The sequence below is a fragment of the Streptomyces bathyalis genome, assembly GCF_015910445.1.
GTDB classification, from domain to species: Bacteria; Actinomycetota; Actinomycetes; order Streptomycetales; family Streptomycetaceae; genus Streptomyces; species Streptomyces bathyalis.
In genome coordinates, this window is the sequence record NZ_CP048882.1 from 3,053,919 (window position 1) to 3,078,149 (window position 24,231).

Below are 24,231 nucleotides of genomic sequence, written 5' to 3' on the forward strand. Positions count from 1 at the left end.
CTCGGACGCCTGTACCAAACGAAACCGCCGCCCCACCGCACCGCACACCTGGTGCGGGCAGCAGAACGGCGGTCACCGACGAACTCGGCGCTCGCTCACTTCTTGTTGCGACGCTGAACTCGCGTGCGCTTCAGGAGCTTGCGGTGCTTCTTCTTGGCCATCCGCTTACGCCGCTTCTTGATTACTGAGCCCACGACAACCCTCGCTCACAAATCATCTCCGCTTGGACGGAGAGAACTGCCTTCACTCGGCGCGGGGCGTCCGAGCCCACACGACCTACATGAAGGGTCAGCCTACCCGGCGCCGGGCGCGGCTCGTAATCCGAGGGTCGTCGCGCGACGCCTTCAGGCCGTTTCCACCCCCACATAGGATTCCTGGAGGTATTCATGGACGGCCTGCTCTGGGACCCGGAAGGACCTGCCCACCCGGATCGCCGGCAGATGACCGCTGTGCACCAGCCGGTACACGGTCATCTTGGACACTCGCATCACCGAGGCGACCTCCGCCACGGTCAGAAAGTTGACCTCGTTGAGAGGTCCCTTGCCAGCAGCCATGTCACACCTGAACCTTCCGCACATGTCGGTCACCGGCTTCCCCTTCCGGCGACTCCCGCTCGCATGTGCGCTCCTCCCCAGATTAGGGGCGGGTGATGCAAGTGGGGAAGAGGAGTAGCGATCGGTCTCCTACTGTGACAGACACGCTCGATTGAGTACATAGTGCGCCAGCGGACGGTAGCTGTCGGACCGCGCAGCGTCATCGACAGGTACCGCAACTGACACCCTCCCCTCGGCCTGACCCACGAACGGCGCCGGATCATCCGTATCTGCGGGCCCGATGGCCTCAATACCCAACTGACCTGCTGCGCAGACCCATCCGTGGTCCCCGATGACCAGACCCGGCAGCGGTCCACCGTCCGCCATCGCGGCGGAAAGCACGGTCCGCAGCGGCAACGGCGAATGCGTGTGCACACCAGGCGCATCAACTGCCGGGCGCACGCCGGGTTCGTGTATCAGTGCAACACCCCGTGCGTAGCCGAGGGTGAGAGTGCGTACGCCGAACCGGGTCGTTATGTCGATACGTCTCCCCGTCGCTGATGTGAGGAGAGTGCATCCGGCCGACGATAGAGCTGAGGCCAATGTTGCGTAGAAGCCCAGAAGACGCGCCGGATGCCCCGTCCCCAGCAACACGGGAACCCGCCGCTCAGCCGCACTTCGCAGCCGGTCGGCGAAGGCGTCCAGCGCGGCGATGGTGCGCTCGGGATCGATGGTGTCGTGACCCGTGACAGTAGCCGCGTCGCCCGACACACCACAGGTTTCAGCCATAAGTGCCAGCAACGCCGGTACGGGCCACTCGCGTTCCGGTTCGAGCCCGATCAGCGCGCGCGGGTCACGAGCGGCGAAGAGCCGGTACCGGCGCAGACTCTTCTCCCGGCTGGTGGCCGTCGTGCCGGCAAGGCGGGAATCGAGGAGATGCGCACGCAGTTGGCTCGCGCCGGGCGGACCGTTGTCCGCCCCGACCTTCCCCGCCTCTGATCCGCCGATGCTCAGCACACCGCCCATGCTGGCGATCTGCGGCCCCCCGTGGCCCGTGCTCCGGGCCGCGACCACCTGGCGAAACCTTGTACGGGTGCAGGCTGCCGCCGGGACCGGGCTCTTCCCGTCCGGCTACGGCATCAGCCCGTGCGCCGGGAAGACGGCCTTCCTCGTCGCGTACACCGCCCGGTCGAGCGCGTCGGCAGGGTCGTAGCCCGTCTCCGCCCACCTGCGGCACTCCGGGTCGCGCCCGTCCGTCATCCGCTGCGGCGCCGCGGGGCTGCCCGTGCGCGCGTACACCAACTCCCGCCAGGACTCCGGGACTTCGGTCTCCGGCGGCACGGGCGCACCCGCGGCGATCGCCACAAGATGCGTCCATGTGCGCGGCACGACGTCGAACACGGCGTAGCCGCCGCCGCCCAGAGCCACCCAGCGCCCGTCCGCGTACTCGTGCGCCCAGCCGTGGAGCGATTCGGCGGCGATGCGGTGGGCGTCCACGCTGACGGCCAGATGAGCCAGGGGATCCTCGAAGTGCGTGTCCGCGCCGTGCTGTGTGACGAGAGCCTGTGGCCGGAATTCGCGGAGGAGGTCGGGCACCACACCGTGCAGCGCCCGCAGCCAGCCCTCGTCGCCGGTGCCGGCCGGAAGCGCCACGTTCACCGCTCCGCCCTCGGCGTCAGGGCCGCCGCTCTCCTCGGGCCAGCCGGTGCCGGGGAACAGCATCCGCGGGTGCTCGTGCAGAGAGATCGTCAGCACGCGGGGGTCGTTCCAGAATGCGTCCTGGACGCCGTCCCCGTGGTGCACGTCCACGTCGACGTACGCGACGCGCTCCGCCCCGTTCTCCAGGAGCCGCGCGATGGCCAGCGCCGCGTCGTTGTAGATGCAGAACCCGGATGCGGACGCGTGCATCGCATGGTGCAGCCCGCCTGCGAAGTTGACCCCGTGCTTCACTTCCCCGCGCCACACGGCGTCGGCGGCCGCCACGGACTGGCCCGCGATCAGCGAAGAGGCCTCGTGCATGCCGGCGAACGCGGGATCGTCCGGCGTACCGACGCCGAACTCGCCCGTCGCCGAGGCCGGATCGTCGGAGATCTGCCGCACCGCGTCGATGTAATCCTGTCTGTGTACGAGCCGCAGCGTGGAATCCCCGGCCGCCTTCGCGGAGGTCACCTTCAGGTCCTTGTGCGCGTCAAGACCGAGCGCCTCGACCAGCCGCATCGTCAGCGCCAACCGGACCGGATTCATCGGGTGTCCCGGCCCGAAGTCGTAACCGGTGACTGCCTCGTCCCACATCAACTGTGCGCCGCCACTCATCCCGACACCGTACCGGCATGGTCCGGGGACGGATCACAGAGCCCACCCGGAGCCGTCTGTTAGGAGAGCAGCGCCGGCAGCTGCTCCATGCGGGAGAAGTGGGCGGTCGCCCCGCCGAGCCTCTCGCGGGGCGTCATGGAAGCGAAGCCGTAGACGTCCATCCCGGCTGCCAGCGCGGCCTGCACACCCAGCGGGCTGTCCTCGACGACAGCGCACCGCTCGGGCCTCACACCCATCTTCTCTGCCGCAAGCAGGAAGAGATCCGGAGCGGGCTTGCCCCGACCGACGTCCTCCGCGCTGAAGATGTGCCCCTCACCGAAGTGCCCGTACAGCCCCGTCTTCCGCAGAGCCACCCTGATGCGCTCATGACTCCCGGACGAGGCGACGCAGTACGGCACACCGTCCGCGTCCAGTTTCGCCAGCACCTCGTGCACACCCTCCACGGCCTTCAACTCGCTCCGGAACGCGGAGAACACGCGGCCGTGAAAGGTGTCGTCGAAGTCGTCCGGAAGCCGCCGCCCCGACCGCTCCAGCACCAGGTCGTGAATGCGGTGCACCGCCGAACCCATGTAGTCGCGCACCGACTCCTCGAACGTGGTCGGATGCCCCAACTCCGTCAGATACTCGGCGAGTACGCGATTGGAAATCGGCTCGCTGTCCACCAGCACACCGTCGTTGTCGAAGACGACCACGTCATACCTGCCCATGCGGCAACTGTACGGGCACATGAAGAAGCCCCGTTGGTGTGTGTGGGTTGTTGTCCCACCCTTCCAACGGGGCTTCTCCTACAGATAGTTCGGCGGTGACCTACTCTCCCACACGCTCCCGCATGCAGTACCATCGGCGCTGTAAGGCTTAGCTTCCGGGTTCGGAAAGTAACCGGGCGTTTCCCTCACGCTATGACCACCGAAACACACCCCCAGCACAACGGCCGAGGAAACTCATGTGTGTCAGCGCACTCTTCAATTAAAACCAGCTGAACAACATGGGGTTGTTGTTTCAGATACCGCACAGTGGACGCGAGCAAATCTGTGGTCAAGCCCTCGGCTTATTAGTACCGGTCAACTCCAACCCTCACGGGTCTTCCATATCCGGCCTATCAACCCGGTCATCTCCCGGGAGCCTTAACCCCACAATGGGGGTGGGAGTCCTCATCTCGAAGCAGGCTTCCCGCTTAGATGCTTTCAGCGGTTATCCCTCCCGAACGTAGCCAACCAGCCATGCTCCTGGCGGAACAACTGGCACACCAGAGGTTCGTCCGTCCCGGTCCTCTCGTACTAGGGACAGCCCTTCTCAAGACTCCTACGCGCGCAGCGGATAGGGACCGAACTGTCTCACGACGTTCTAAACCCAGCTCGCGTACCGCTTTAATGGGCGAACAGCCCAACCCTTGGGACCGACTCCAGCCCCAGGATGCGACGAGCCGACATCGAGGTGCCAAACCATCCCGTCGATATGGACTCTTGGGGAAGATCAGCCTGTTATCCCCGGGGTACCTTTTATCCGTTGAGCGACGGCGCTTCCACAAGCCACCGCCGGATCACTAGTCCCGACTTTCGTCCCTGCTCGACCCGTCAGTCTCACAGTCAAGCTCCCTTGTGCACTTACACTCACCACCTGATGACCAACCAGGCTGAGGGAACCTTTGGGCGCCTCCGTTACATTTTAGGAGGCAACCGCCCCAGTTAAACTACCCACCAGACACTGTCCCTGATCCGGATCACGGACCCAGGTTAGACATCCAGCACGATCAGAGTGGTATTTCAACAACGACTCCACACCCGCTGGCGCGAATGCTTCACAGTCTCCCACCTATCCTACACAAACCGAACCGAACACCAATATCAAGCTGTAGTAAAGGTCCCGGGGTCTTTCCGTCCTGCTGCGCGAAACGAGCATCTTTACTCGTAGTGCAATTTCACCGGGCCTATGGTTGAGACAGTCAAGAAGTCGTTACGCCATTCGTGCAGGTCGGAACTTACCCGACAAGGAATTTCGCTACCTTAGGATGGTTATAGTTACCACCGCCGTTTACTGGCGCTTAAGTTCTCAGCTTCGCCACACCGAAATGTGACTAACCGGTCCCCTTAACGTTCCAGCACCGGGCAGGCGTCAGTCCGTATACATCGCCTTACGGCTTCGCACGGACCTGTGTTTTTAGTAAACAGTCGCTTCTCGCTGGTCTCTGCGGCCACCACCAGCTCCCCCAGCACGTGGGATCACCAGCCGTGGCCCCCCTTCTCCCGAAGTTACGGGGGCATTTTGCCGAGTTCCTTAACCATAGTTCACCCGAACGCCTCGGTATTCTCTACCAGACCACCTGAGTCGGTTTAGGGTACGGGCCGCAACAGCACTCGCTAGAGGCTTTTCTCGACAGCATAGGATCATCCACTTCACCACAATCGGCTCGGCATCAGGTCTCAGGCCTATGTCATGCGGATTTACCTGCATGACGCCCTACACCCTTACCCCGGGACAACCACCGCCCGGGCTGGACTACCTTCCTGCGTCACCCCATCACTCACCTACTACAAGCTCGGTCCGCCGGCTCCACCACACCAGCAGCATCCCGAAGGACACCACTGGGGGCTTCACGGGCTTAGCATCACCTGATTCAGCGTTGGCGCACTGCCACGGGTACCGGAATATCAACCGGTTATCCATCGACTACGCCTGTCGGCCTCGCCTTAGGACCCGACTTACCCTGGGCAGATCAGCTTGACCCAGGAACCCTTAGTCAATCGGCGCACACGTTTCTCACGTATGTATCGCTACTCATGCCTGCATTCTCACTCGCATACCGTCCACAACTCGCTTCCACGGCTGCTTCACCCGGCACACGACGCTCCCCTACCCACCCCAACAGGCGTTAGCCCTCATGTTGGAGTGACACGACGTCGGCGGTGTGCTTGAGCCCCGCTACATTGTCGGCGCGGAATCACTTGACCAGTGAGCTATTACGCACTCTTTCAAGGATGGCTGCTTCTAAGCCAACCTCCTGGTTGTCTCTGCGACTCCACATCCTTTCCCACTTAGCACACGCTTAGGGGCCTTAGTCGATGCTCTGGGCTGTTTCCCTCTCGACCATGGAGCTTATCCCCCACAGTCTCACTGCCGCGCTCTCACTTACCGGCATTCGGAGTTTGGCTAAGGTCAGTAACCCGGTAGGGCCCATCGCCTATCCAGTGCTCTACCTCCGGCAAGAAACACACGACGCTGCACCTAAATGCATTTCGGGGAGAACCAGCTATCACGGAGTTTGATTGGCCTTTCACCCCTAACCACAGGTCATCCCCCAGGTTTTCAACCCTGGTGGGTTCGGGCCTCCACGAAGTCTTACCTCCGCTTCACCCTGCCCATGGCTAGATCACTCCGCTTCGGGTCTTGAACACGCTACTCAAACGCCCTCTTCGGACTCGCTTTCGCTACGGCTCCCCCACACGGGTTAACCTCGCAACATGCCGCAAACTCGCAGGCTCATTCTTCAAAAGGCACGCAGTCACGACACAGGAAGAAAACTCCCTGTGCGACGCTCCCACGGCTTGTAGGCACACGGTTTCAGGTACTCTTTCACTCCGCTCCCGCGGTACTTTTCACCATTCCCTCACGGTACTATCCGCTATCGGTCACCAGGGAATATTTAGGCTTGACGGGTGGTCCCGCCAGATTCACACAGGATTTCTCGGGCCCCATGCTACTCGGGTGGTCCTCAAACAAGTTGCCGACATTTCAGCTACGGGGGTCTTACCCTCTACGCCGGGCCTTTCGCATACCCTTCGCCTACATCAACAATTTCTGACTCGCCGACCGGCCGGCAGACCGATCAAGAGAACTCCCACAACCCCGTACATGCAACCCCTGCCGGGTCTCACACACATACGGTTTAGCCTCATCCAGTTTCGCTCGCCACTACTCCCGGAATCACCGTTGTTTTCTCTTCCTGCGGGTACTGAGATGTTTCACTTCCCCGCGTTCCCTCCACACACCCTATACATTCAGATGCGGGTGACAGCCCATGACGACTGCCGGGTTTCCCCATTCGGACACCCCCGGATCACAGCTCGGTTGACAACTCCCCGGGGCCTATCGCGGCCTCCCACGTCCTTCATCGGTTCCTGGTGCCAAGGCATCCACCGTGCGCCCTTAAAAACTTGGCCACAGATGCTCGCGTCCACTGTGCAGTTCTCAAACAACAACCAGCCACCCACCACCCCAGACCACACAAGCCTGAGTACACCAGGGCCGGCAACCAAGAGACACACACCACCACCACAACAACAACAACAGCGGTGGCGCCCGCACTCTCAGACACCCAACAGCGCGCCCAACCCCCTGACACCACCTGCTCGTTCCACACCCCACCACCCCTCGCAAACCGAGGGACGGAGAAAGCAGTACTGGAAGCAGGCCCGCGTCAGCAGGCTGAATAGTCAACGTTCCACCCATGAGCTACCAGCACCGGACGTGCGCCGGTGTACTGGCCTCTGCAGCCGCACCCCTTACACCGTGATGGCGTAGAGAGCGGGACTGAAGATGCTCCTTAGAAAGGAGGTGATCCAGCCGCACCTTCCGGTACGGCTACCTTGTTACGACTTCGTCCCAATCGCCAGTCCCACCTTCGACGGCTCCCTCCCACAAGGGGTTGGGCCACCGGCTTCGGGTGTTACCGACTTTCGTGACGTGACGGGCGGTGTGTACAAGGCCCGGGAACGTATTCACCGCAGCAATGCTGATCTGCGATTACTAGCGACTCCGACTTCATGGGGTCGAGTTGCAGACCCCAATCCGAACTGAGACCGGCTTTTTGAGATTCGCTCCACCTCACGGCATCGCAACTCATTGTACCGGCCATTGTAGCACGTGTGCAGCCCAAGACATAAGGGGCATGATGACTTGACGTCGTCCCCACCTTCCTCCGAGTTGACCCCGGCAGTCTCCCGTGAGTCCCCAGCACCACAAGGGCCTGCTGGCAACACGAGACAAGGGTTGCGCTCGTTGCGGGACTTAACCCAACATCTCACGACACGAGCTGACGACAGCCATGCACCACCTGTACACCAACCACAAGGGGGGCCGTGTCTCCACAGCTTTCTGGTGTATGTCAAGCCTTGGTAAGGTTCTTCGCGTTGCGTCGAATTAAGCCACATGCTCCGCCGCTTGTGCGGGCCCCCGTCAATTCCTTTGAGTTTTAGCCTTGCGGCCGTACTCCCCAGGCGGGGCACTTAATGCGTTAGCTGCGGCACGGACAACGTGGAATGTCGCCCACACCTAGTGCCCAACGTTTACGGCATGGACTACCAGGGTATCTAATCCTGTTCGCTCCCCATGCTTTCGCTCCTCAGCGTCAGTATCGGCCCAGAGATCCGCCTTCGCCACCGGTGTTCCTCCTGATATCTGCGCATTTCACCGCTACACCAGGAATTCCGATCTCCCCTACCGAACTCCAGCCTGCCCGTATCGAATGCAGACCCAGGGTTAAGCCCCGGGCTTTCACATCCGACGTGACAGGCCGCCTACGAGCTCTTTACGCCCAATAATTCCGGACAACGCTCGCACCCTACGTATTACCGCGGCTGCTGGCACGTAGTTAGCCGGTGCTTCTTCTGCAGGTACCGTCACTTTCGCTTCTTCCCTGCTGAAAGAGGTTTACAACCCGAAGGCCGTCATCCCTCACGCGGCGTCGCTGCATCAGGCTTCCGCCCATTGTGCAATATTCCCCACTGCTGCCTCCCGTAGGAGTCTGGGCCGTGTCTCAGTCCCAGTGTGGCCGGTCGCCCTCTCAGGCCGGCTACCCGTCGTCGCCTTGGTAGGCCATCACCCCACCAACAAGCTGATAGGCCGCGGGCTCATCCTGCACCGCCGAAGCTTTCCACCCCCAAGGATGCCCAAGGAAGTAGTATCCGGTATTAGACCCCGTTTCCAGGGCTTGTCCCGAAGTGCAGGGCAGATTGCCCACGTGTTACTCACCCGTTCGCCACTAATCCACCCCCGAAGAGGCTTCATCGTTCGACTTGCATGTGTTAAGCACGCCGCCAGCGTTCGTCCTGAGCCAGGATCAAACTCTCCGTGAATGCCTTCAAAAAGACAGACCACAAAGAGCGGCACAACCAGGAGGAATAATCCCAGTCGTGCACAGCGTCCTCGCTGTCATCAAAGAAATCCACACCCCCAAAAACCCAGGGGTGCGGGGTATCAACATATCTGGCGTTGACTTTTGGCACGCTGTTGAGTTCTCAAAGAACGGACGCTTCCATCACAACCCTCACGGGCCACTCCGGGCGCTTCCCTCTCGGTGATCCCGACACTATCAGATCTGAATTCCCGCTCCGAACGGACCGGAATTTTCTTCTCTGATTCCCCTGCCGGGAGGGGGTCGTCTTCCGACGCGGCCGCCACAGTAGAGGAACTCCCCCGGCACCTCAAAATCGAGACGCCTCACAACCCACACCGAACTGATTTCCGCACACACAGGCACACGAAAAACAGCCCCGCGTTAAGGGGGATCGCACCATCAGTGGTTGCCGTCGGACGGCGGGAGTGCCGCCGGCGGAGCCATTACGGCTGACCGGCAACTGTTGGAGCCTACACCACGTGCGAACGCCCCCCAAAACCGCTCCCGGTGGAGGCACGTGGAGGTGAATCAGCGCTTGCCCGCGGCCAGTTCGCGGCTGCGGTCGCGCGCCGCCTCGAGGGCGTCCAGGACGGCGGCGCGCACGCGGTGGTTCTCGAGTTCGCGGATGGCGTTGATGGTGGTGCCGGCCGGCGAAGTGACGTTCTCCCGCAGGGTCACCGGGTGGTCGCCGCTGTCGCGGAGCATCGCCGCGGCACCGATGGCGGCCTGCACGATGAGGTCGTGGGCCTTGTCACGCGGCAGCCCCAGCAGGATCCCGGCGTCCGTCATCGCCTCGACGAGGAAGTAGAAGTACGCCGGACCCGACCCGGAGAGCGCGGTTGCCGCGTCCTGCTGGGACTCCGGCACGCGCAGGGTCTTGCCGACGCCGTTGAAGATCTCCTCGGTGAGGGCGAGATGGGCCTCGGTGGCGTGGCTGCCGGCGGAGACCACCGACATGGCCTCGTCCACGAGTGCGGGGGTATTGGTCATGACGCGGACGACCGGAGTACCGGGCTGGAGGCGCTCCTCGAAGAGCGAGGTGGGAAGGCCGGCGGCGCCGCTGATGACGAGGCGTTCGGACGGGGTGTGCGGTGCCAGTTCGTCCAGCAGCGTGTGCATGTCCTGCGGCTTGACCGTGAGGATGAGCGTGTCCGCGTGCTTGGCGGCCTCGGTGTTGCTGACGGCCTCCACGCCGTGCCGGTCACGCAGTTCCTTGGCCCGTTCGGGGCGGCGTGCGGTGACCAGGAGGTTGGACGGTGACCAGCCGCCCCTGAGCATCCCCGAGAGCAGGGCCTCACCGATCTTGCCGGTGCCGAGGACAGCGACTTTCTGGGTCATCGGGTGGTTCACCTCGTCCAGTGCGTACACGTGCTGTCTTCATCCTCGCACCGGCTCCCGGGCCGCGGCGCATCCGTCCGGCTGGTGGATGCGCCGCGGCCCGGCGGTCATGGCGTGCGTCGCCGCAGGGTCGCCGCGCCCACGAAGAGGACGAGGAGGGCCGAGCCCGCGACGATGACGCCGTCCCGTACGAAGTCGCCTGTGGGATCGGAGTGCTGGAGCACCTCGTTCATGCCGTCGACGGCGTACGACATGGGCAGGACGTTCGAGATGTACTCGAGGACGGGCTGCATGCTGTCGCGCGGCGCGAAGAGGCCGCACAGCAGGATCTGCGGAAAGATGATCGCCGGCATGAACTGCACGACCTGGAACTCCGACGCGGCGAAGGCGCTCACGAAGAGCCCGAGGGCGGTGCCGAGGATCGCGTCGAGCAGGGCGATCAGCAGCAGCATGCCCGGCGAGCCCGCGAAGTCGAGGTCGAGCAGCCACACGGCCACGGTCGTGGCGATGGATGCCTGAACGACGGCGAGGACTCCGAACGCGAGCGCGTAGCCGGCGATCAGGTCCCCCTTCCCCAGCGGCATCGACAGCAGTCGCTCCAGGGTTCCCGAGGTGCGTTCGCGAAGGGTGGCGATGGACGTCACCAGGAACATCGTCACCAGCGGGAAGATGCCGAGCAGGGATGCGCCGATGGCGTCGAAGGCGCGCCGGTCGGCGTCGAAGACGTAGTACAGGAGGACGAGGAGCAGGACGGGCACGAACAGCAGCAGGCCGATCGTGCGGTGGTCGTGGCCGAGCTGGCGCAGTACGCGCCGGGCGGTGGCGAGGGTTCGGGCCGGCTTCATGGCTGTTCTCCGCGGGTCAGGGGCCAGCAATTCGGGGGTAGCGGGGCACGGGTGTGCGGTGCCGCGGCGTGCATGGGTCAGGAGGCGGCGGTCTCGGCCCGGCGGGCCTCGTCCACCAGGTGCAGGAAGGCGCCTTCGACCGAGTCCGTGTGCGTACGGGCGCGGAGGGCGGCCGGGGAGTCGGCGGCCAGGAGCCGGCCGGAGCGCATGAGCAGCAGGTTCTGGCAGCGGTCCGCCTCGTCCATGACGTGCGAGGAGATGAGGAGGGTGGTTCCGCGCTCGGAGGCGAGTCGGTGGAAGAGGTTCCACAGGTCGCGGCGGAGTACGGGGTCGAGACCGACCGTCGGCTCGTCGAGTACGAGCAGTTCGGGGGTGCCGAGCAGGGCGACGGCGAGGGAGACGCGGGAGTGCTGGCCGCCGGAGAGGTTCGCGGTGAGGGAGTCGGCGTGGGAGGTGAGGTCCACGTCGTTCAGGGCGCGGTCCACCATCCCAGAGCGCTCCCGGCGTGGGATTCCGAGCACGGCCGCGTAGTAGTCGAGGTTCTGGCGTGCGGTCAGGTCGCCGTAGACCGAGGGGTCCTGGGTGACGTAGCCGACGCGGGCGCGCAGGGGCGCCGAGCCGGCCGGGCGGCCGAGGACGTCGAGGGTGCCGGTGACCTTGGCCTGGGTGCCGACGAGGGCGCGCATGAGCGTGGACTTGCCGCAGCCGGACGGGCCGAGCAGGCCGGTGACGCTGCCCGCGGGGACGTCGAAGGTGAGGTCGTCGACGACCGTACGGCCGCCTCGGACGACGCTGAGGCCGGCCGCGTGGATCGCCGGGCGTCCCGACCCCTGTGAATCACGTGCTGCCGGTCCCGGAGGACGCTTATTCATCATGTGATGAATTGTGTGGCGCACCCCTGGCCTGCGTCAAGCGCCGATGACGACTGCTCTCGCACGCACGTATGACGCACGACCGGATCGGGGACGGGTTACAGCCATCCACCCGTCGCTTTTCACGCAGAGTGCCTGTGCCGACTTGCAAACGCGTACGGCCTGATTGACACAATGAAGCCCTCTGTCAACGAGCGGTCGGGCGGATCGAGGGAGGCTTGATGCCGGCGAGCACGCGCAGCGGCGTACGCGCCTTCGTCAGCGCCATGGTCCTGATGCTCGCCGCCCTCCTGGGCGCGGAGTGCGTGTCCGCGCAGGCCATGGCCCAGGGAATGCGCCCGGCGACGGCGGCTGCCGCGTACTCGGCTGTCCCGTACGAGCACTCCGGCGCGGCCGAGGACGACTGCAAACCGAGACACGGACCGCGGCGCTCGACCGGGGTCCAGGTGCCGAGAGGCACTCCCGGACGCGTGTGCGACTGCGATGTCCACACGATCCGGGCGCATCGGCGGGCGGAGTCCATCACTGAGAGTGACTTCGCTGCGCGTGGCCGGGCGGTCGACCGGCCCCTGCTCCACCAGACCTTCCGCTGCTGATCGTTCGCGCGCACCCGCGTCCCGTCCGTGCGGACGGACGTGCCGGCCGGCCCCGGGCCCGCCCCCGCACGAGTCCTCCGCTCCCCTCTTCGTTCAGCGAACCCTGCAGCGACCCGTCGCGCCGTCTCCCGCCGTCCCATGCGGCGTGGGCGGCGGGCGGGCTGGAGATGCCCCATGCCTGTGAAATTCAAGGCCCGCGCGACCCTCCGGGCCGATGTCACCGCGTCCCTCGTCGTCTTCCTCGTCGCACTGCCGTTGTGTGTCGGCATCGCCGTCGCGTCCGGCGTCCCGGCCGAACTCGGCCTGGTCACCGGAATCGTGGGCGGCCTCGTCGTCGGTCTGCTGCCGGGCAGCAGCCTCCAGGTGAGCGGGCCCGCGGCCGGCCTGACGGTGCTCGTGTACGAGGCCGTGCAGGCGTACGGTCTCGCCGTTCTCGGCGTGCTGGTGCTGTGCGCCGGACTGCTTCAGCTGCTCATGGGCGCGCTGCGCCTGGGCAGGTGGTTCCGGGCGATCTCCGTCGCCGTCGTGCAGGGCATGCTCGCGGGGATCGGCATGGTGCTGATCGCGGGCCAGGTCTATGCGATGGCCGACGCGAAGGCGCCCGCCGGAGGCCCCGCGAAGATCGTGGGACTGCCCGGTCTCGGCGGCGACCTGCTCGGCGGAGGCATCGCACCGACCGCTGCCCTCTTGGGAGCGGGGACCATCGCCGTGCTCGTCCTCTGGCCCAGGTGGAGGCGCGCCGCGAAGGTCCTGCCCGCGCCGCTGGCCGCCGTGGGGCTCGCGACCGCGGCGACCGCCGCCTTCGACCTTCCGGTCGCGCGCGTACGGGTGCAGGGCGTGCTGGAGGCCGTACAGCCGCCCGGCGCACAGGACTTCGGGGCGCTGCTGTCGGTCGGAGTGGCCGCGACGGTCCTGGCCTTCACGCTCATCGCGTCGGCCGAGTCGCTCTTCAGCGCGGCGGCCGTGGACCGGCTGCACGACGGTCCCCGTACGGACTACGACAAGGAGCTGATGGCGCAGGGCGCGGGCAACGCGGTGTGCGGTGCGCTGGGCGCGCTGCCGATGACCGCTGTCATCGTGCGCAGCTCCGCGAACGTCGCCGCGGGGGCGCGGACCAAGCTCTCGCGCGTGCTGCACGGGGTGTGGCTGCTGCTCTTCGTGGCCGCGCTGCCGGGGGCGCTGGGAATGATTCCGGTGGCCACGCTGGCGGCGGTGCTGGTGCACGCGGGCTGGAGGCTCATTCCCGTACGGCAGTTCGTGCCTCTGTGGCGGGACCACCGCGCGGAGGCGGTGGTGCTGGCGGTGACCGCGTTCGCGATCGTGGGGACGAACCTGTTCGAGGGCGTACTGGTCGGGCTCCTTCTGGCGGTGGTGAAGACCGCGTGGGAGATCTCGCACGTACAGGTCGAGACGGAGGACGCGGGCGCGGATCAGGCGCTGCGCGTACGGGTGCTGGGCAACGCGACGTTCCTGCGGCTGCCCAAGCTGCTGGACCAGCTGGAGTCCCTGCCCGCGGACCGGAGCGTCGAGCTCAATCTGGCAGGGCTGCGGCACGTCGACCACGCGTGCGGGATGGCACTGGCCGCGTGGGAGGAGGAACACAACTCCCGTGCGGGGGCTGCGCCTTCGCTCTCACCGGCAGCTCAGGGGCCCGCGGGCTCCGGGGGCCCGGGAGGGTCCGCGCCGCCACCCGGCTGACGGGCGGCTCGGGGGCGGGTGGCGTCCGTCGGGAGTCGCGGGTGGCCGGCGGTCATTCGACCTCGCGCATCATCTTCCGGTCCAGCGAATCGATGGAACGCCGGGCCGTCGTCAGCTCCTCGATGCTGCGACGGTGCAACTCGACGTTGTCCTCGAGGAGTTCCGCGTACTTGCGGGCGAGTTCCTTGTACTGCTCCTCGCGTGCCGCGAGCATGCGGGCGCGCCACGTCGCGGCGATCTGCCACACGAGCACGATCAGCAGGACGAAGACACCCGCGGTCCCGATGGCCGCTGCCCAGACCCCGGCAGGATCGGCGACGGCGAGGCCGACTGTTCGCTCACTCACTTCGCTGCCTCTTTCTCCGACTCCTGCGGGAATGTGCGCACTTGATGATGCGCACAGGGCAGCCGGTCCGGGAAAGACGCCACCGCGGACATCGGGGGCCGTTCAGGGTTCTCCCCGAGTCGGTTCCGGGTGCTCCGGTGCGCAGCACCCGGAACGGGCCGCACGGCGGACCCGTAGGGGTCGCGTACGGCCCGTTCGGGACGGACGGCCGTGGCGGTTGCGGGCTAACCGCCGAGCTGAGTCAGGTCGCGCACGGCACCCTTGTCGGCGCTGGTGGCCATGGCCGCGTAGGCGCGCAGCGCCGTGGACACCTTGCGGTCGCGGTCGCGGGGCGCGTACCGGCCGTTCAGCGCCTCGCGGCGCGCGGCGAGTTCCTCATCCGGGACGTTCAGCCGCATGGTGCGGTTCGGGATGTCGATGACGATCTCGTCGTCGGTCTCGACGAGTGCGATCGTGCCGCCGCCCGCCGCCTCCGGCGAGACGTGGCCGATGGACAGGCCCGAAGTGCCGCCCGAGAAGCGGCCGTCGGTGATGAGCGCGCACGCCTTGCCGAGCCCGCGTCCCTTGAGGAACGACGTCGGGTAGAGCATCTCCTGCATGCCGGGGCCGCCCTTGGGGCCCTCGTAGCGGATGACGACGACGTCGCCCTCCTTGACCTGCTTGGTGAGGATGGCCTCGACGGCCTGCTCCTGCGACTCGCAGACCACGGCCGGGCCGGTGAAGGTGAGGATCGACTCGTCGACGCCGGCCGTCTTCACGACGCAGCCGTTCTCGGCGAGGTTGCCGTAGAGGACGGCGAGGCCGCCCTGCTGGGAGTAGGCGTGCTCGATGTCGCGGATGCAGCCGCCCGCGGCGTCGGTGTCGAGGGAGTCCCAGCGCTCGGACTGCGAGAAGGCCGAGGCGGAACGGACACAGCCCGGCGCCGCGTGGAAGAGCTCCGTGGCCTTCGCGGAGGGCGAGCCGCCGCGGATGTCCCAGCTCTTGAGCCAGTCGGCCAGAGACGGGGAGTGCACGCTGTGCACGTCCTCGTTGAGCCGGCCCGCGCGGTAGAGCTCGCCGAGGATGGCGGGGATGCCCCCGGCCCGGTGCACGTCCTCCATGTAGTACGTGCCGTTCGGCGCGACCTTGGTCAGGCAGGGCAGCGAGCGGGAGAGCCGGTCGATGTCCGCCATGGTGAAGTCGAGCTCGGCCTCCTGGGCGGCGGCCAGCAGGTGCAGGATCGTGTTGGTGGAGCCGCCCATGGCGATGTCGAGGGCCATGGCGTTCTCGAAGGCGGCACGGGAGCCGATGCTCCGCGGCAGCACGGTCTCGTCGTCCTGCTCGTAATAGCGCTTGGCCAGCTCGACGACGGCGGCGCCGGCGTCCTCGTACAGCGCCTTGCGGGCGGTGTGCGTGGCGAGGACGGAGCCGTTGCCCGGCAGCGAGAGGCCCATGGCCTCGGTGAGGCAGTTCATCGAGTTGGCGGTGAACATGCCGGAACAGGAACCGCAGGTGGGACAGGCGCTGTCCTCGATGCGGCGCATGTCCTCGTCCGAGACGCTCTCGTTGGCGGACTCGGAGATGGCGCTGATCAGGTCGAGCTTGCGGACCGTGCCGTTGACGAGGGTCGCCGTGCCGGACTCCATGGGGCCGCCGGAGACGAAGACGGTCGGGATGTTGAGCCGCATCGCGGCGTTGAGCATCCCGGGCGTGATCTTGTCGCAGTTGGAGATGCAGATCAGGGCGTCGGCGCAGTGCGCCTCCGTCATGTACTCCACCGAGTCCGCGATCAGGTCCCGGGAGGGCAGCGAGTAGAGCATGCCGCCGTGGCCCATGGCGATGCCGTCGTCCACGGCGATGGTGTTGAACTCGCGCGGGATGCCGCCCGCCGCCTTGATCGCGTCGCTCACGATCCTGCCCACGGGCTGCAGGTGCGTGTGCCCGGGGACGAACTCGGTGAAGCTGTTGGAGACCGCGATGATCGGCTTGCCGAAGTCCTCGCGCGCTACGCCCGAGGCCTGCATGAGAGCTCGGGCACCCGCCATGTTGCGGCCGTGTGTGACGGTGCGGGACCTCAGCTCGGGCATGGTGGAACTCCCTCGTACGGTGCGTGCGCCTTCCGGTGACGCGCGATGTCTCCGGTGCGCGCCGCCCGGCGCCTGCGTTCGCCTCGCCTGCGGGGCGGCAGCTCGCACATTCGGTAGCGCCCGAGGATACGCCCACACGCCCGCGATCCGGACCTCGGGATCACATGCTGAGACCTGCCGTCCAGGGAGGCCGCACGGCCCGCCGGCGACCTGCCCGCCGGGCCTCAGCCGGTGAGGTGCCGCTGCACGACGGGCGCGAGCCGGGGGATCAGGTCCTCCGGCCGGGCCGACGCGATGGGCTCGACCTTGATCACGTAACGCAGCATGGCCGTGCCCACGAGCTGGGCCATCGCCAGCTCCACCCGCAGCTCCGGGTCCGGCCGGTCCAGACCCCCGGCGACGCGCTCCAGCAGGTTGCGTGTGATGAGCCCCCGGAAGATGGACGCCGCGGTCTCGTTGTTGACGGCGGAACGCATGATGGCCAGCAGCGGATCACGCGTAACGGCGTCCTCCCAGATCATGAAGATGTAGCCGACGAGCTGTTCGCCCCACTCCTCGGGGTCACCGGAGAGCAGCAGGTCCGGGATGCCCAGCGCGGGCGCGAACGCGCCCTGCACGGCTGCCGTGAAGACCTGCTCCTTAGTGCCGAAGTAGTGGTGCACGAGGGCGGAGTCCACGCCCGCGCCGCGCGCGATCGCCCGGATCGACGCCTTGTCGTAGCCGCGCTCGGCGAACTCCGCACGTGCCGAGCCGAGGATGCGGTCACGGGTTGCCGGCTCTCCGGCGGCCTTCTCCGCCGAGGCGGGGCGGCCGCGTCTGCGTACCGGCCCGTTCGCGCTCACCGCTGGCCTTGCGCGGACGCGTCCCCGACGGACGCCGAGGCCAGGTGGAGCCGCGTGTACGCGAGTGCCTCGGCGAGGTCCGTCTCCCGCTCCGCCGCGGACATCGCGCGCCGGGTGTTGACCTCGACGACGACGTGGCCGTCGAAGCCGGTCGCGCCCAGCCGCTCCAGCATCTCCGCGCACGGCTGCGTGCCGCGTCCGGGGACGAGGTGCTCGTCCTTGTTCGATCCGGTGCCGTCCGCGATGTGCACGTGCCCGAGCCTGTCACCCATGCGGTCAAGCATGGCAAGGGTGTCGGTGCGGGACGTCGCGGTGTGCGAGAGGTCGATCGTGAAGTGCCGGTAGTCGTCCTGCGTGGGGTCCCAGTCGGGCGCGTAGGCAAGCATCTCGCGGTCGCGGTAGCGCCACGGGAACATGTTCTCGACGGCGAAGCGCACGTCGGTCTCGCCGGCCATCCGCCACACTCCGCTGACGAAGTCGCGCGCGTAGTTGCGCTGCCACCGGAAGGGCGGGTGCACGACGACCGTCGACGCCCCGAGCCGCTCGGCCGCGTACCGCGCACGCTGGAGCTTCACCCAGGGATCCGTGGACCACACGCGCTGCGTGATCAGCAGGCAGGGCGCATGCACGGCGAGCACGGGCACGCCGTGGAAGTCGGAAAGGCGGCGCAGTGCCTCGATGTCCTGGCTCACCGGGTCCGTCCACACCATGACCTCGACTCCGTCGTAGCCGAGACGTGCGGCGATCTCGAAGGCCGTCGCCGTCGACTCCGGATAGACGGAGGCCGTGGACAGGGCGACCTTCACATCGGGGACGCGCGCAGCAGGTTGAACCACAGCAGACAGCCTAAGGCTCCGGCCGGATGATCAATCCGGCAGCGGAAGGCCACCCCGCCGCGGCGCACCCACTGATCGTCCCGCTGGTCACAACGCTGCCGCGACGCCCCATGGGGGCCCCGGCAGCGCACGTACGGCCGCGGCTGCCGTGAGGGATCTCACGAGCCGCGCAGGTGGTCGAGGCGGCGCAGGATCACGCCCTCGCGCAGCGCCCAGGGGCAGATCTCGACCTCGTCCACGCGGAAGAGATCCATGGCGGCCTCCGCGACCATGGCGCCGGCGAGGAGTTGGCGCGCCCTCCCCTCGGAGACCCCGGGCAGTTCCGTACGTTCCTCGACGGTCATGGCGGCCAGGCGCGGGACCCATTCCTCCAGCCCGGCGCGGCTCAACCGCCGCTCCACGTAGGGGCCTTCGGAGCTGCGCGCCGCACCGGCGATGCGGGCGAGCTGCTTGAACGTCTTGGACGTGCCCACCGCGTGGTCCGGGGGGTTGAAGCGGGTGAACTCGCCGACGACGCGGGCGATTTCGGCCCGTACGTGGCGGCGCAGCGACCGCAGCGCCTCCGTGTCGGGCGGATCACCGGGCAGCCAGCCGCTGGTGAGCCTGCCGGCGCCGAGGGGCAGCGAGACGGCGGCGTCCGGCTCCTCGTCCTGCCCGAACGCGATCTCCAGCGAGCCTCCGCCGATGTCGAGGAGCAGCAACCGGCCCACGGACCAGCCGAACCAGCGACGCGAGGCGAGGAAGGTGAGCCGCGCCTCGTCCTCGCCCGTGAGGACCTCCAGCTTGACGCCGGTCTCCTCGGCGACGCGTACGAGTACGTGCTCCGCGTTGGCAGCCTCGCGCACCGCGGAGGTGGCGAAAGGGAGAAGGTCCTCGACGCCCTGGTCCTCGGCGACCTGGAGTGCCTCGGCGACGGTGGCGGCGAGACGGTCGATGCCGTCGGAGTTGATCGCGCCCTCCCCGTCGAGGAGTTCGGCGAGTCTGAGCTCTGCCTTGTGGGAGTAGGCGGGAAGGGGTCGCGCGCCGGAATGCGCGTCTACGACGAGCAGGTGGACCGTGTTCGAGCCCACGTCGAGGACACCGAGTCTCATACGCTCACGCTAGCCGTATCGGGCGCCGCCACGGCTACGCTGGGGCACGTGGGTAAGACGAAAGCGGCGAAGCGCCGGAAGCAGGGCAGGCAGGTAAAGCCGGGGCAGCCGGGACAACAGGCCCAGGGAGCTCAGGAGGCACAGGGCCACCAGGAGGCACAGATCGCACAGCAGCGGGCCGGCGAGAGCGGTGCGGTGGACGAGGACCCGCAGGGCCAGGACGGCGCAGGCCCCAGGTCCGAGGAGACCGGCCTGGACTTCCCGCGGGCATGGGTGGAGTTCCCCGACCCCGCCGACGACGAGCAGGTCTTCCGCTGCGACCTGACCTGGCTCACCTCGCGGTGGCACTGCGTCTTCGGGCAGGGCTGTCAGGGCATCAGGCCGGGCCGCGCGGACGACGGCTGCTGCACGCTGGGCGCGCACTTCTCCGACGAGGAGGACGAGGAGCGCGTCGCCGCGCACGTGGCCCGACTGACGCCCGAGACATGGCAGTTCCACGACGTGGGCACCGGGTCCGGCTGGGTGGAGAAGGACGAGAACGACGGGGAGAGGCAGACGCGCCGCTGGGAGGGCGCCTGCATCTTCCACAACCGGCCCGGGTTCTCCGGCGGTCAGGGCTGCGCCCTGCACCAGCTGGCGCTGCGGGAGGGCCGGGAGCCGCTGGAGACGAAGCCTGATGTGTGCTGGCAGTTGCCCATCCGCAGGACCTTCGAGTGGGTCGAGCAGGCGGACGGCGAGCAGGTGCTGGTGGTGTCGATCGGCGAGTACGACAGGCGGGGTTGGGGGCCGGGAGGACACGACCTCCACTGGTGGTGCACCTCGGCACCGTCCGCGCACGGGGCCGGCGATCCCGTATACGTCTCGTACAAGCCGGAGTTGACCGAGCTGATGGGCGAGGCGGGCTATGAAACCCTCGCCGGGCTGTGCGAACAGCGGCTCGGTGCCGAGGGCAACGGCGGTGCGACTTCCGGTTCGGGGTCGCGGTTCACTCCGCTGCCGCTGCTGGCGCCGCACCCGGCCGACCCGCAGCCGGCGCGGAACTGAACGAGGGCGGTGGCCCCGGCCGGTCGGCCAAGTCGACCGGCCGCCGGTGCCGTTGCCCGCGTCAGCGGGGGGACGAACTCGGCTCGCCGGAGGACGGAGGATCCGACGGCGGCGGCGTCGTCGGCTCCTCGGACGGCGGCGGAGTGGGATCGTCGGACGGCGGCGGAGTCGGGTGGTTCGACGGCGGCTTCGGTGAGGTCGATCCGGAACCCCGTCCCTGGATCGTGACGACCGCGCCGGACGGTGCGACCCGGATGTGCGCGGACCAGGCGCCCGCGGGCTCCCTGCTGCGCACGACACCGACCCGGACCGTGATGGTCTCGCCGGGGCGCAGCACACCGCTCGTGCGGCTGAAGACCAGCCATGACGCATCGCCGGACATCGACCAGCGCACGGGTGAACTCCCGCTCGCCGTCAGCCTGATGAGCGTCGCGCCGCCCACGGGCCGTGCGTCGACGGCCAGCCGGCCGGCGCGCGCGGTGGCGCCGTCCTTGTCCTTGGCGTCCTTTTCCTTGTCGTCCTTCTTGCGCGAGTCGGCGCCCTTGCCGTGCTTCCGGTGGCCGTCGTGCCCGCGCGTACCGTCCTGCGCCGCGTTCTCGAACGGCTGCCCGCGCAGGGCCGAATCCTCGTCGGGGCCGGCGGCCGATACGGACGAGCCGTCCGACTCCCCGGTCAGCGGCGCACCCCGGTACGCGGCCCACAGCGCGAGCACCGGGGCGGCGATGACAGTGGCCACGACCGTGGTGGTCACGGCCCTGGAGCGCAGCTTGTCGCGGCGCGCGCCACGGTCCTTGATCTCCACCGGGAAGCCGGTCCTGTCGAACCGGGGGATGTGCTTGTGACGCGCCCGCCGCACGGTGAGCACGGCCGCCTCCACAGCCGGACGCGGGGCCTCGAGCACGGCCAGCACAGCGGTGCCCGCCGGAGCGGTGCCCGGCCACGCGACCCCGGACATGGCCCGCTCGGCGGCGCGGCGGCAGTGCGGGCACTCGTCGACGTGCTTGACGAGCTCGCGCCGGAAGGCGGGGCCGAGCAGCAACTGGTCCTCACCGGCGAGACCCGAGACGGCGGGGCAGCCACCGGACTTGACGACGGCGAGCGCGGCGCGGGTGCGCTCCACCTCGCAGGCCGCCTGTGAGAGCACGGCGCTCGCGGCCTCGGCGCTGAGCGACAGCACGGCGGCGACCTCGTGCGCGGGCAGGCCGTGGCGCACGGCCAGTTCCAGCGCCTCACGCTGCTCGGGCGTGGTGCCGGCGGCCTCCGGCCAGGCGAGGGCCGCGAGGTCGCGGCGGCGCTGCGTGCGGGCGGCCTCCGTGAGATGCGCGGCGGTGGCGGGCACCGTGCCGCGGTTGCCCTCGCGGCCGTTCTGCTCGGCCAGACGGCGCAGGCAGACCCAGCGGGCGAGCGCGTACAGCCATGGCCGGTGCAGGGCGCGGCGGCAGGGGGCGCGGTCACGCTCGTGCTGCCGGTCGGCGATCACGAGCGCTTCCCCGACGGCGCTGATGGCCGCGTCGTGCTCGCACATCACCGACAGGCAGTACGTGAACAGGCCGTCCAGGTACGGCTCGTAGCGAACCAGCCCGGACTCGGCCGGCTCGCCCTCCGGCGCGGCCTCGGCCGTGGCCGTCGCAACTGAGGCCGCGCCGGCGCCGGTTGACCGGCCGACAGACCCCTCGGCCTCGGGCCACGCGACCGTGCCGGCGGTGGTGCCCGCCGTGCGCACGGCGCCGGAGGTGCCCGCCGCGGCGTCGGCGACGGCCGAAGCCGCCGCAGCGGCCTTGCCGTTCGCCCCCGCCTTCGGGGACGCGCCGCCTCTGCTGAAGACCTTGGACGCACCGGAGCGCTGGTGCTGCTTCGGCCGCCGCACCGAATGCGCACGGTGTGCACCGGTGGTGTGCGTGGGGTGGTCGCGCCTGCTGCTCATCACCCGGAGACGGTAGGCGGGCGGCGCTCCCGCTGCGGACCCAGTTGCCCAGGTTTAATCCTTACGGGTGACCATCTCCCACGAAAGGGGACGTGCCCCCTCACGAAGGGCCCAACTGCCCTTACACGCACGGGTGACACCGGGCGGCAAGAGAAGCTGCCGACGCCGCACACGCAGCGTGACCGGAAAGCGCGGAAGGCTTGGCCCGAGCCCGGACGCGACGTCACCGCGGGAGATTCGGGGAGCGTGCGAGCGCGGGTGGTGCCCGCGTTGTCAGCGCCTCCGTCTACGGTGACGACCATGGCTGCCCGCAAACCCTCCGCCAAGGACCGCCCCACGTACCGCTGTTCGGAGTGCGGCTGGCAGACGGCCAAGTGGCTCGGCCGCTGCCCGGAGTGTCATGCGTGGGGGACCGTCGACGAGGCCGGCGGCGCTCCCGCCGCGCGCACGACGGCGCCCGGCCGTGTCTCCGCCTCCGCGCTGCCCATCGGCCAGGTCGACAGCACGCAGGTCGCCGCGCGCGGCACCGGCGTCCCGGAGCTGGACCGGGTGCTCGGCGGCGGGCTGGTGCCCGGAGCGGTGGTCCTGGTCGCGGGCGAGCCCGGCGTGGGCAAGTCGACGCTGCTCCTGGACGTCGCGGCCAAGGCGTCCGACGAGGCCCATCGCACGCTCTACGTCACGGGCGAGGAGTCGGCCGGCCAGGTGCGGCTGCGCGCGGACCGCATCGGGGCGATCGGCGACCATCTGTACCTCGCCGCGGAGACGGACCTGTCCGCCGTTCTCGCGCACCTGGACGAGGTGAAGCCGAGCCTGCTCGTCATGGACTCCGTCCAGACCGTCGCGTCCCCCGAGATCGACGGCGCGGCGGGCGGTGTGGCACAGGTGCGTGAGGTGGCCGCCGCCCTGATCCGCGCCTCCAAGGAGCGCGGCATGTCCACGCTGCTCGTCGGCCACGTCACCAAGGACGGATCGATCGCCGGGCCGCGCCTCCTGGAGCATCTCGTCGACGTCGTCCTGCACTTCGAGGGCGACCGTCACGCGCGGCTGCGCCTGGTGCGCGGCGTGAAGAACCGGTACGGGACGACCGACGAGGTCGGCTGCTTCGAGCTGCACGACGAAGGCATCACGGGCCTCGCCGACCCTTCGGGGCTTTTCCTGACCCGGCGCGCCGAGCCGGTGCCGGGGACGTGCCTGACGGTGACGCTGGAGGGCCGCCGCCCCCTCGTCGCGGAGGTGCAGGCGCTCACGGTGGACAGCCAGATCCCCTCGCCGCGGCGCACGACGTCGGGCCTGGAGACCTCCCGTGTCTCGATGATGCTCGCGGTGCTGGAGCAGCGGGGCAGGATCAGCGCCCTCGGCAAGCGGGACATCTACAGCGCGACCGTCGGCGGCGTGAAGCTCTCCGAGCCGGCCGCGGACCTGGCGGTCGCGCTGGCGCTGGCGAGCGCGGCGAGCGACACCCCGCTCCCGAAGAACCTCGTCGCCGTGGGTGAGGTGGGTCTAGCCGGTGAGGTGCGCCGGGTCACGGGGGTTCAGCGCAGGCTCGCGGAGGCCGCCCGTCTGGGGTTCACACACGCCCTCGTTCCGGTCGACCCCGGCAAGGTCCCGGAGGGCATGCGCGTGCGCGAGGTCGCGGACATCGGGGATGCGCTGGCCGTGCTGCCCGCCCGGTCCAGGGCGTCCGGCGCACTCCGGGAGGGTGCCGCCCCGCCAGCGCAGTAGGGTGCGGCGCGCGCCGCCGGTAGACTTTGCCCCGGTCCCGCCCGTACGCACGA

18 protein-coding genes and 3 rRNA genes are annotated in these 24,231 nt (G+C 68.1%); 4 read left to right on the forward strand and 17 right to left on the reverse strand.

Annotated elements, in window-relative coordinates; all coding sequences use genetic code 11:
* Positions 1-95 precede the first annotated feature (95 nt).
* The 11 genes from G4Z16_RS13225 to G4Z16_RS13275 all read right to left on the reverse strand — a co-directional run bounded on the left by G4Z16_RS13225 (position 96) and on the right by G4Z16_RS13275 (position 12,016).
* Positions 96-194 carry a 30S ribosomal protein bS22 gene (locus G4Z16_RS13225; RefSeq protein ID WP_003948845.1) on the reverse strand — a complete coding sequence of 33 codons (99 nt, stop codon included), beginning with the start codon at positions 192-194 and terminating at the stop codon, positions 96-98.
* A gap of 150 nt (positions 195-344) precedes the next feature.
* Positions 345-554, reverse strand: a complete 210-nt coding sequence (locus G4Z16_RS13230) for a helix-turn-helix domain-containing protein (protein ID WP_158677109.1) — start codon at positions 552-554, stop codon at positions 345-347.
* Positions 555-683: 129 nt separating this feature from the next.
* Positions 684-1,559 (reverse strand): phosphatase, encoded by an 876-nt coding sequence (locus G4Z16_RS13235; protein WP_197350974.1) that lies wholly within the window; start codon positions 1,557-1,559, stop codon positions 684-686.
* A gap of 105 nt (positions 1,560-1,664) precedes the next feature.
* Positions 1,665-2,846, reverse strand: a complete 1,182-nt coding sequence (locus tag G4Z16_RS13240; protein WP_197350975.1) for an acetoin utilization protein AcuC — start codon at positions 2,844-2,846, stop codon at positions 1,665-1,667.
* A gap of 59 nt (positions 2,847-2,905) precedes the next feature.
* Positions 2,906-3,553 (reverse strand): HAD family hydrolase, encoded by a 648-nt coding sequence (locus G4Z16_RS13245; RefSeq protein WP_197350976.1) that lies wholly within the window; start codon positions 3,551-3,553, stop codon positions 2,906-2,908.
* Between the two features lie 87 nt (positions 3,554-3,640).
* Positions 3,641-3,757, reverse strand: a 5S ribosomal RNA gene (rrf, locus tag G4Z16_RS13250).
* A 120-nt stretch (positions 3,758-3,877) separates the two neighbouring features.
* A 23S ribosomal RNA gene (locus G4Z16_RS13255) occupies positions 3,878-7,003 on the reverse strand.
* Positions 7,004-7,390: 387 nt separating this feature from the next.
* A 16S ribosomal RNA gene (locus G4Z16_RS13260) occupies positions 7,391-8,917 on the reverse strand.
* The 16S, 23S and 5S rRNA genes sit together here, the layout of an rRNA operon.
* A 569-nt stretch (positions 8,918-9,486) precedes the next feature.
* Entirely contained in the window at positions 9,487-10,296 is an 810-nt protein-coding gene (gene proC / locus G4Z16_RS13265) for a pyrroline-5-carboxylate reductase (protein WP_197350977.1), read from the reverse strand.
* A 107-nt stretch (positions 10,297-10,403) separates the two neighbouring features.
* Positions 10,404-11,141 (reverse strand): ABC transporter permease, encoded by a 738-nt coding sequence (locus tag G4Z16_RS13270; protein ID WP_197350978.1) that lies wholly within the window; start codon positions 11,139-11,141, stop codon positions 10,404-10,406.
* Between the two features lie 77 nt (positions 11,142-11,218).
* Positions 11,219-12,016 carry an ABC transporter ATP-binding protein gene (locus G4Z16_RS13275; RefSeq protein ID WP_246530826.1) on the reverse strand — a complete coding sequence of 266 codons (798 nt, stop codon included), beginning with the start codon at positions 12,014-12,016 and terminating at the stop codon, positions 11,219-11,221.
* A gap of 218 nt (positions 12,017-12,234) precedes the next feature.
* Here G4Z16_RS13275 and G4Z16_RS13280 point away from each other — a divergent pair, with 218 nt between their 5' ends.
* Complete coding sequence (locus tag G4Z16_RS13280) at positions 12,235-12,609, forward strand: hypothetical protein (protein WP_197350979.1); 375 nt, start codon at positions 12,235-12,237, stop codon at positions 12,607-12,609.
* 174 nt (positions 12,610-12,783) lie between these two features.
* On the forward strand, positions 12,784-14,307 hold the full coding sequence (locus G4Z16_RS13285) for a SulP family inorganic anion transporter (protein ID WP_246530827.1): 1,524 nt from the start codon (positions 12,784-12,786) through the stop codon (positions 14,305-14,307).
* A gap of 52 nt (positions 14,308-14,359) precedes the next feature.
* On the opposite strand, the gene G4Z16_RS13290 is transcribed toward G4Z16_RS13285, so the two are convergent.
* The 5 genes from G4Z16_RS13290 to G4Z16_RS13310 form a co-directional block, all read right to left on the reverse strand.
* Positions 14,360-14,653: a hypothetical protein gene (locus tag G4Z16_RS13290; RefSeq protein ID WP_197350981.1), complete on the reverse strand. Its 294-nt coding sequence runs from the start codon at positions 14,651-14,653 to the stop codon at positions 14,360-14,362.
* 224 nt (positions 14,654-14,877) lie between these two features.
* Complete coding sequence (gene ilvD / locus G4Z16_RS13295; protein ID WP_197350982.1) at positions 14,878-16,719, reverse strand: dihydroxy-acid dehydratase; 1,842 nt, start codon at positions 16,717-16,719, stop codon at positions 14,878-14,880.
* A 224-nt stretch (positions 16,720-16,943) separates the two neighbouring features.
* A complete protein-coding gene (locus G4Z16_RS13300) occupies positions 16,944-17,561 on the reverse strand; it encodes a TetR/AcrR family transcriptional regulator (RefSeq protein WP_197350983.1) in 618 nt (205 codons plus the stop codon).
* Positions 17,558-18,397 (reverse strand): sugar phosphate isomerase/epimerase family protein, encoded by an 840-nt coding sequence (locus tag G4Z16_RS13305; RefSeq protein WP_197350984.1) that lies wholly within the window; start codon positions 18,395-18,397, stop codon positions 17,558-17,560. The genes G4Z16_RS13300 and G4Z16_RS13305 overlap by 4 nt, the downstream gene beginning before the upstream one ends.
* A gap of 158 nt (positions 18,398-18,555) precedes the next feature.
* Positions 18,556-19,488: a Ppx/GppA family phosphatase gene (locus tag G4Z16_RS13310; RefSeq protein WP_197350985.1), complete on the reverse strand. Its 933-nt coding sequence runs from the start codon at positions 19,486-19,488 to the stop codon at positions 18,556-18,558.
* 195 nt (positions 19,489-19,683) lie between these two features.
* Between G4Z16_RS13310 and G4Z16_RS13315 the strand changes: the two genes are divergently transcribed.
* Entirely contained in the window at positions 19,684-20,532 is an 849-nt protein-coding gene (locus tag G4Z16_RS13315) for a DUF3109 family protein (RefSeq protein WP_197354482.1), read from the forward strand.
* Positions 20,533-20,593: 61 nt separating this feature from the next.
* Here G4Z16_RS13315 and G4Z16_RS13320 read toward each other — a convergent pair whose 3' ends face one another.
* Positions 20,594-22,456 carry a sigma-70 family RNA polymerase sigma factor gene (locus G4Z16_RS13320; protein WP_197350986.1) on the reverse strand — a complete coding sequence of 621 codons (1,863 nt, stop codon included), beginning with the start codon at positions 22,454-22,456 and terminating at the stop codon, positions 20,594-20,596.
* Between the two features lie 300 nt (positions 22,457-22,756).
* On the opposite strand from G4Z16_RS13320, the gene radA reads away from it, so the two are divergent.
* Complete coding sequence (gene radA / locus G4Z16_RS13325) at positions 22,757-24,178, forward strand: DNA repair protein RadA (protein WP_197350987.1); 1,422 nt, start codon at positions 22,757-22,759, stop codon at positions 24,176-24,178.
* Positions 24,179-24,231: the final 53 nt, after the last annotated feature.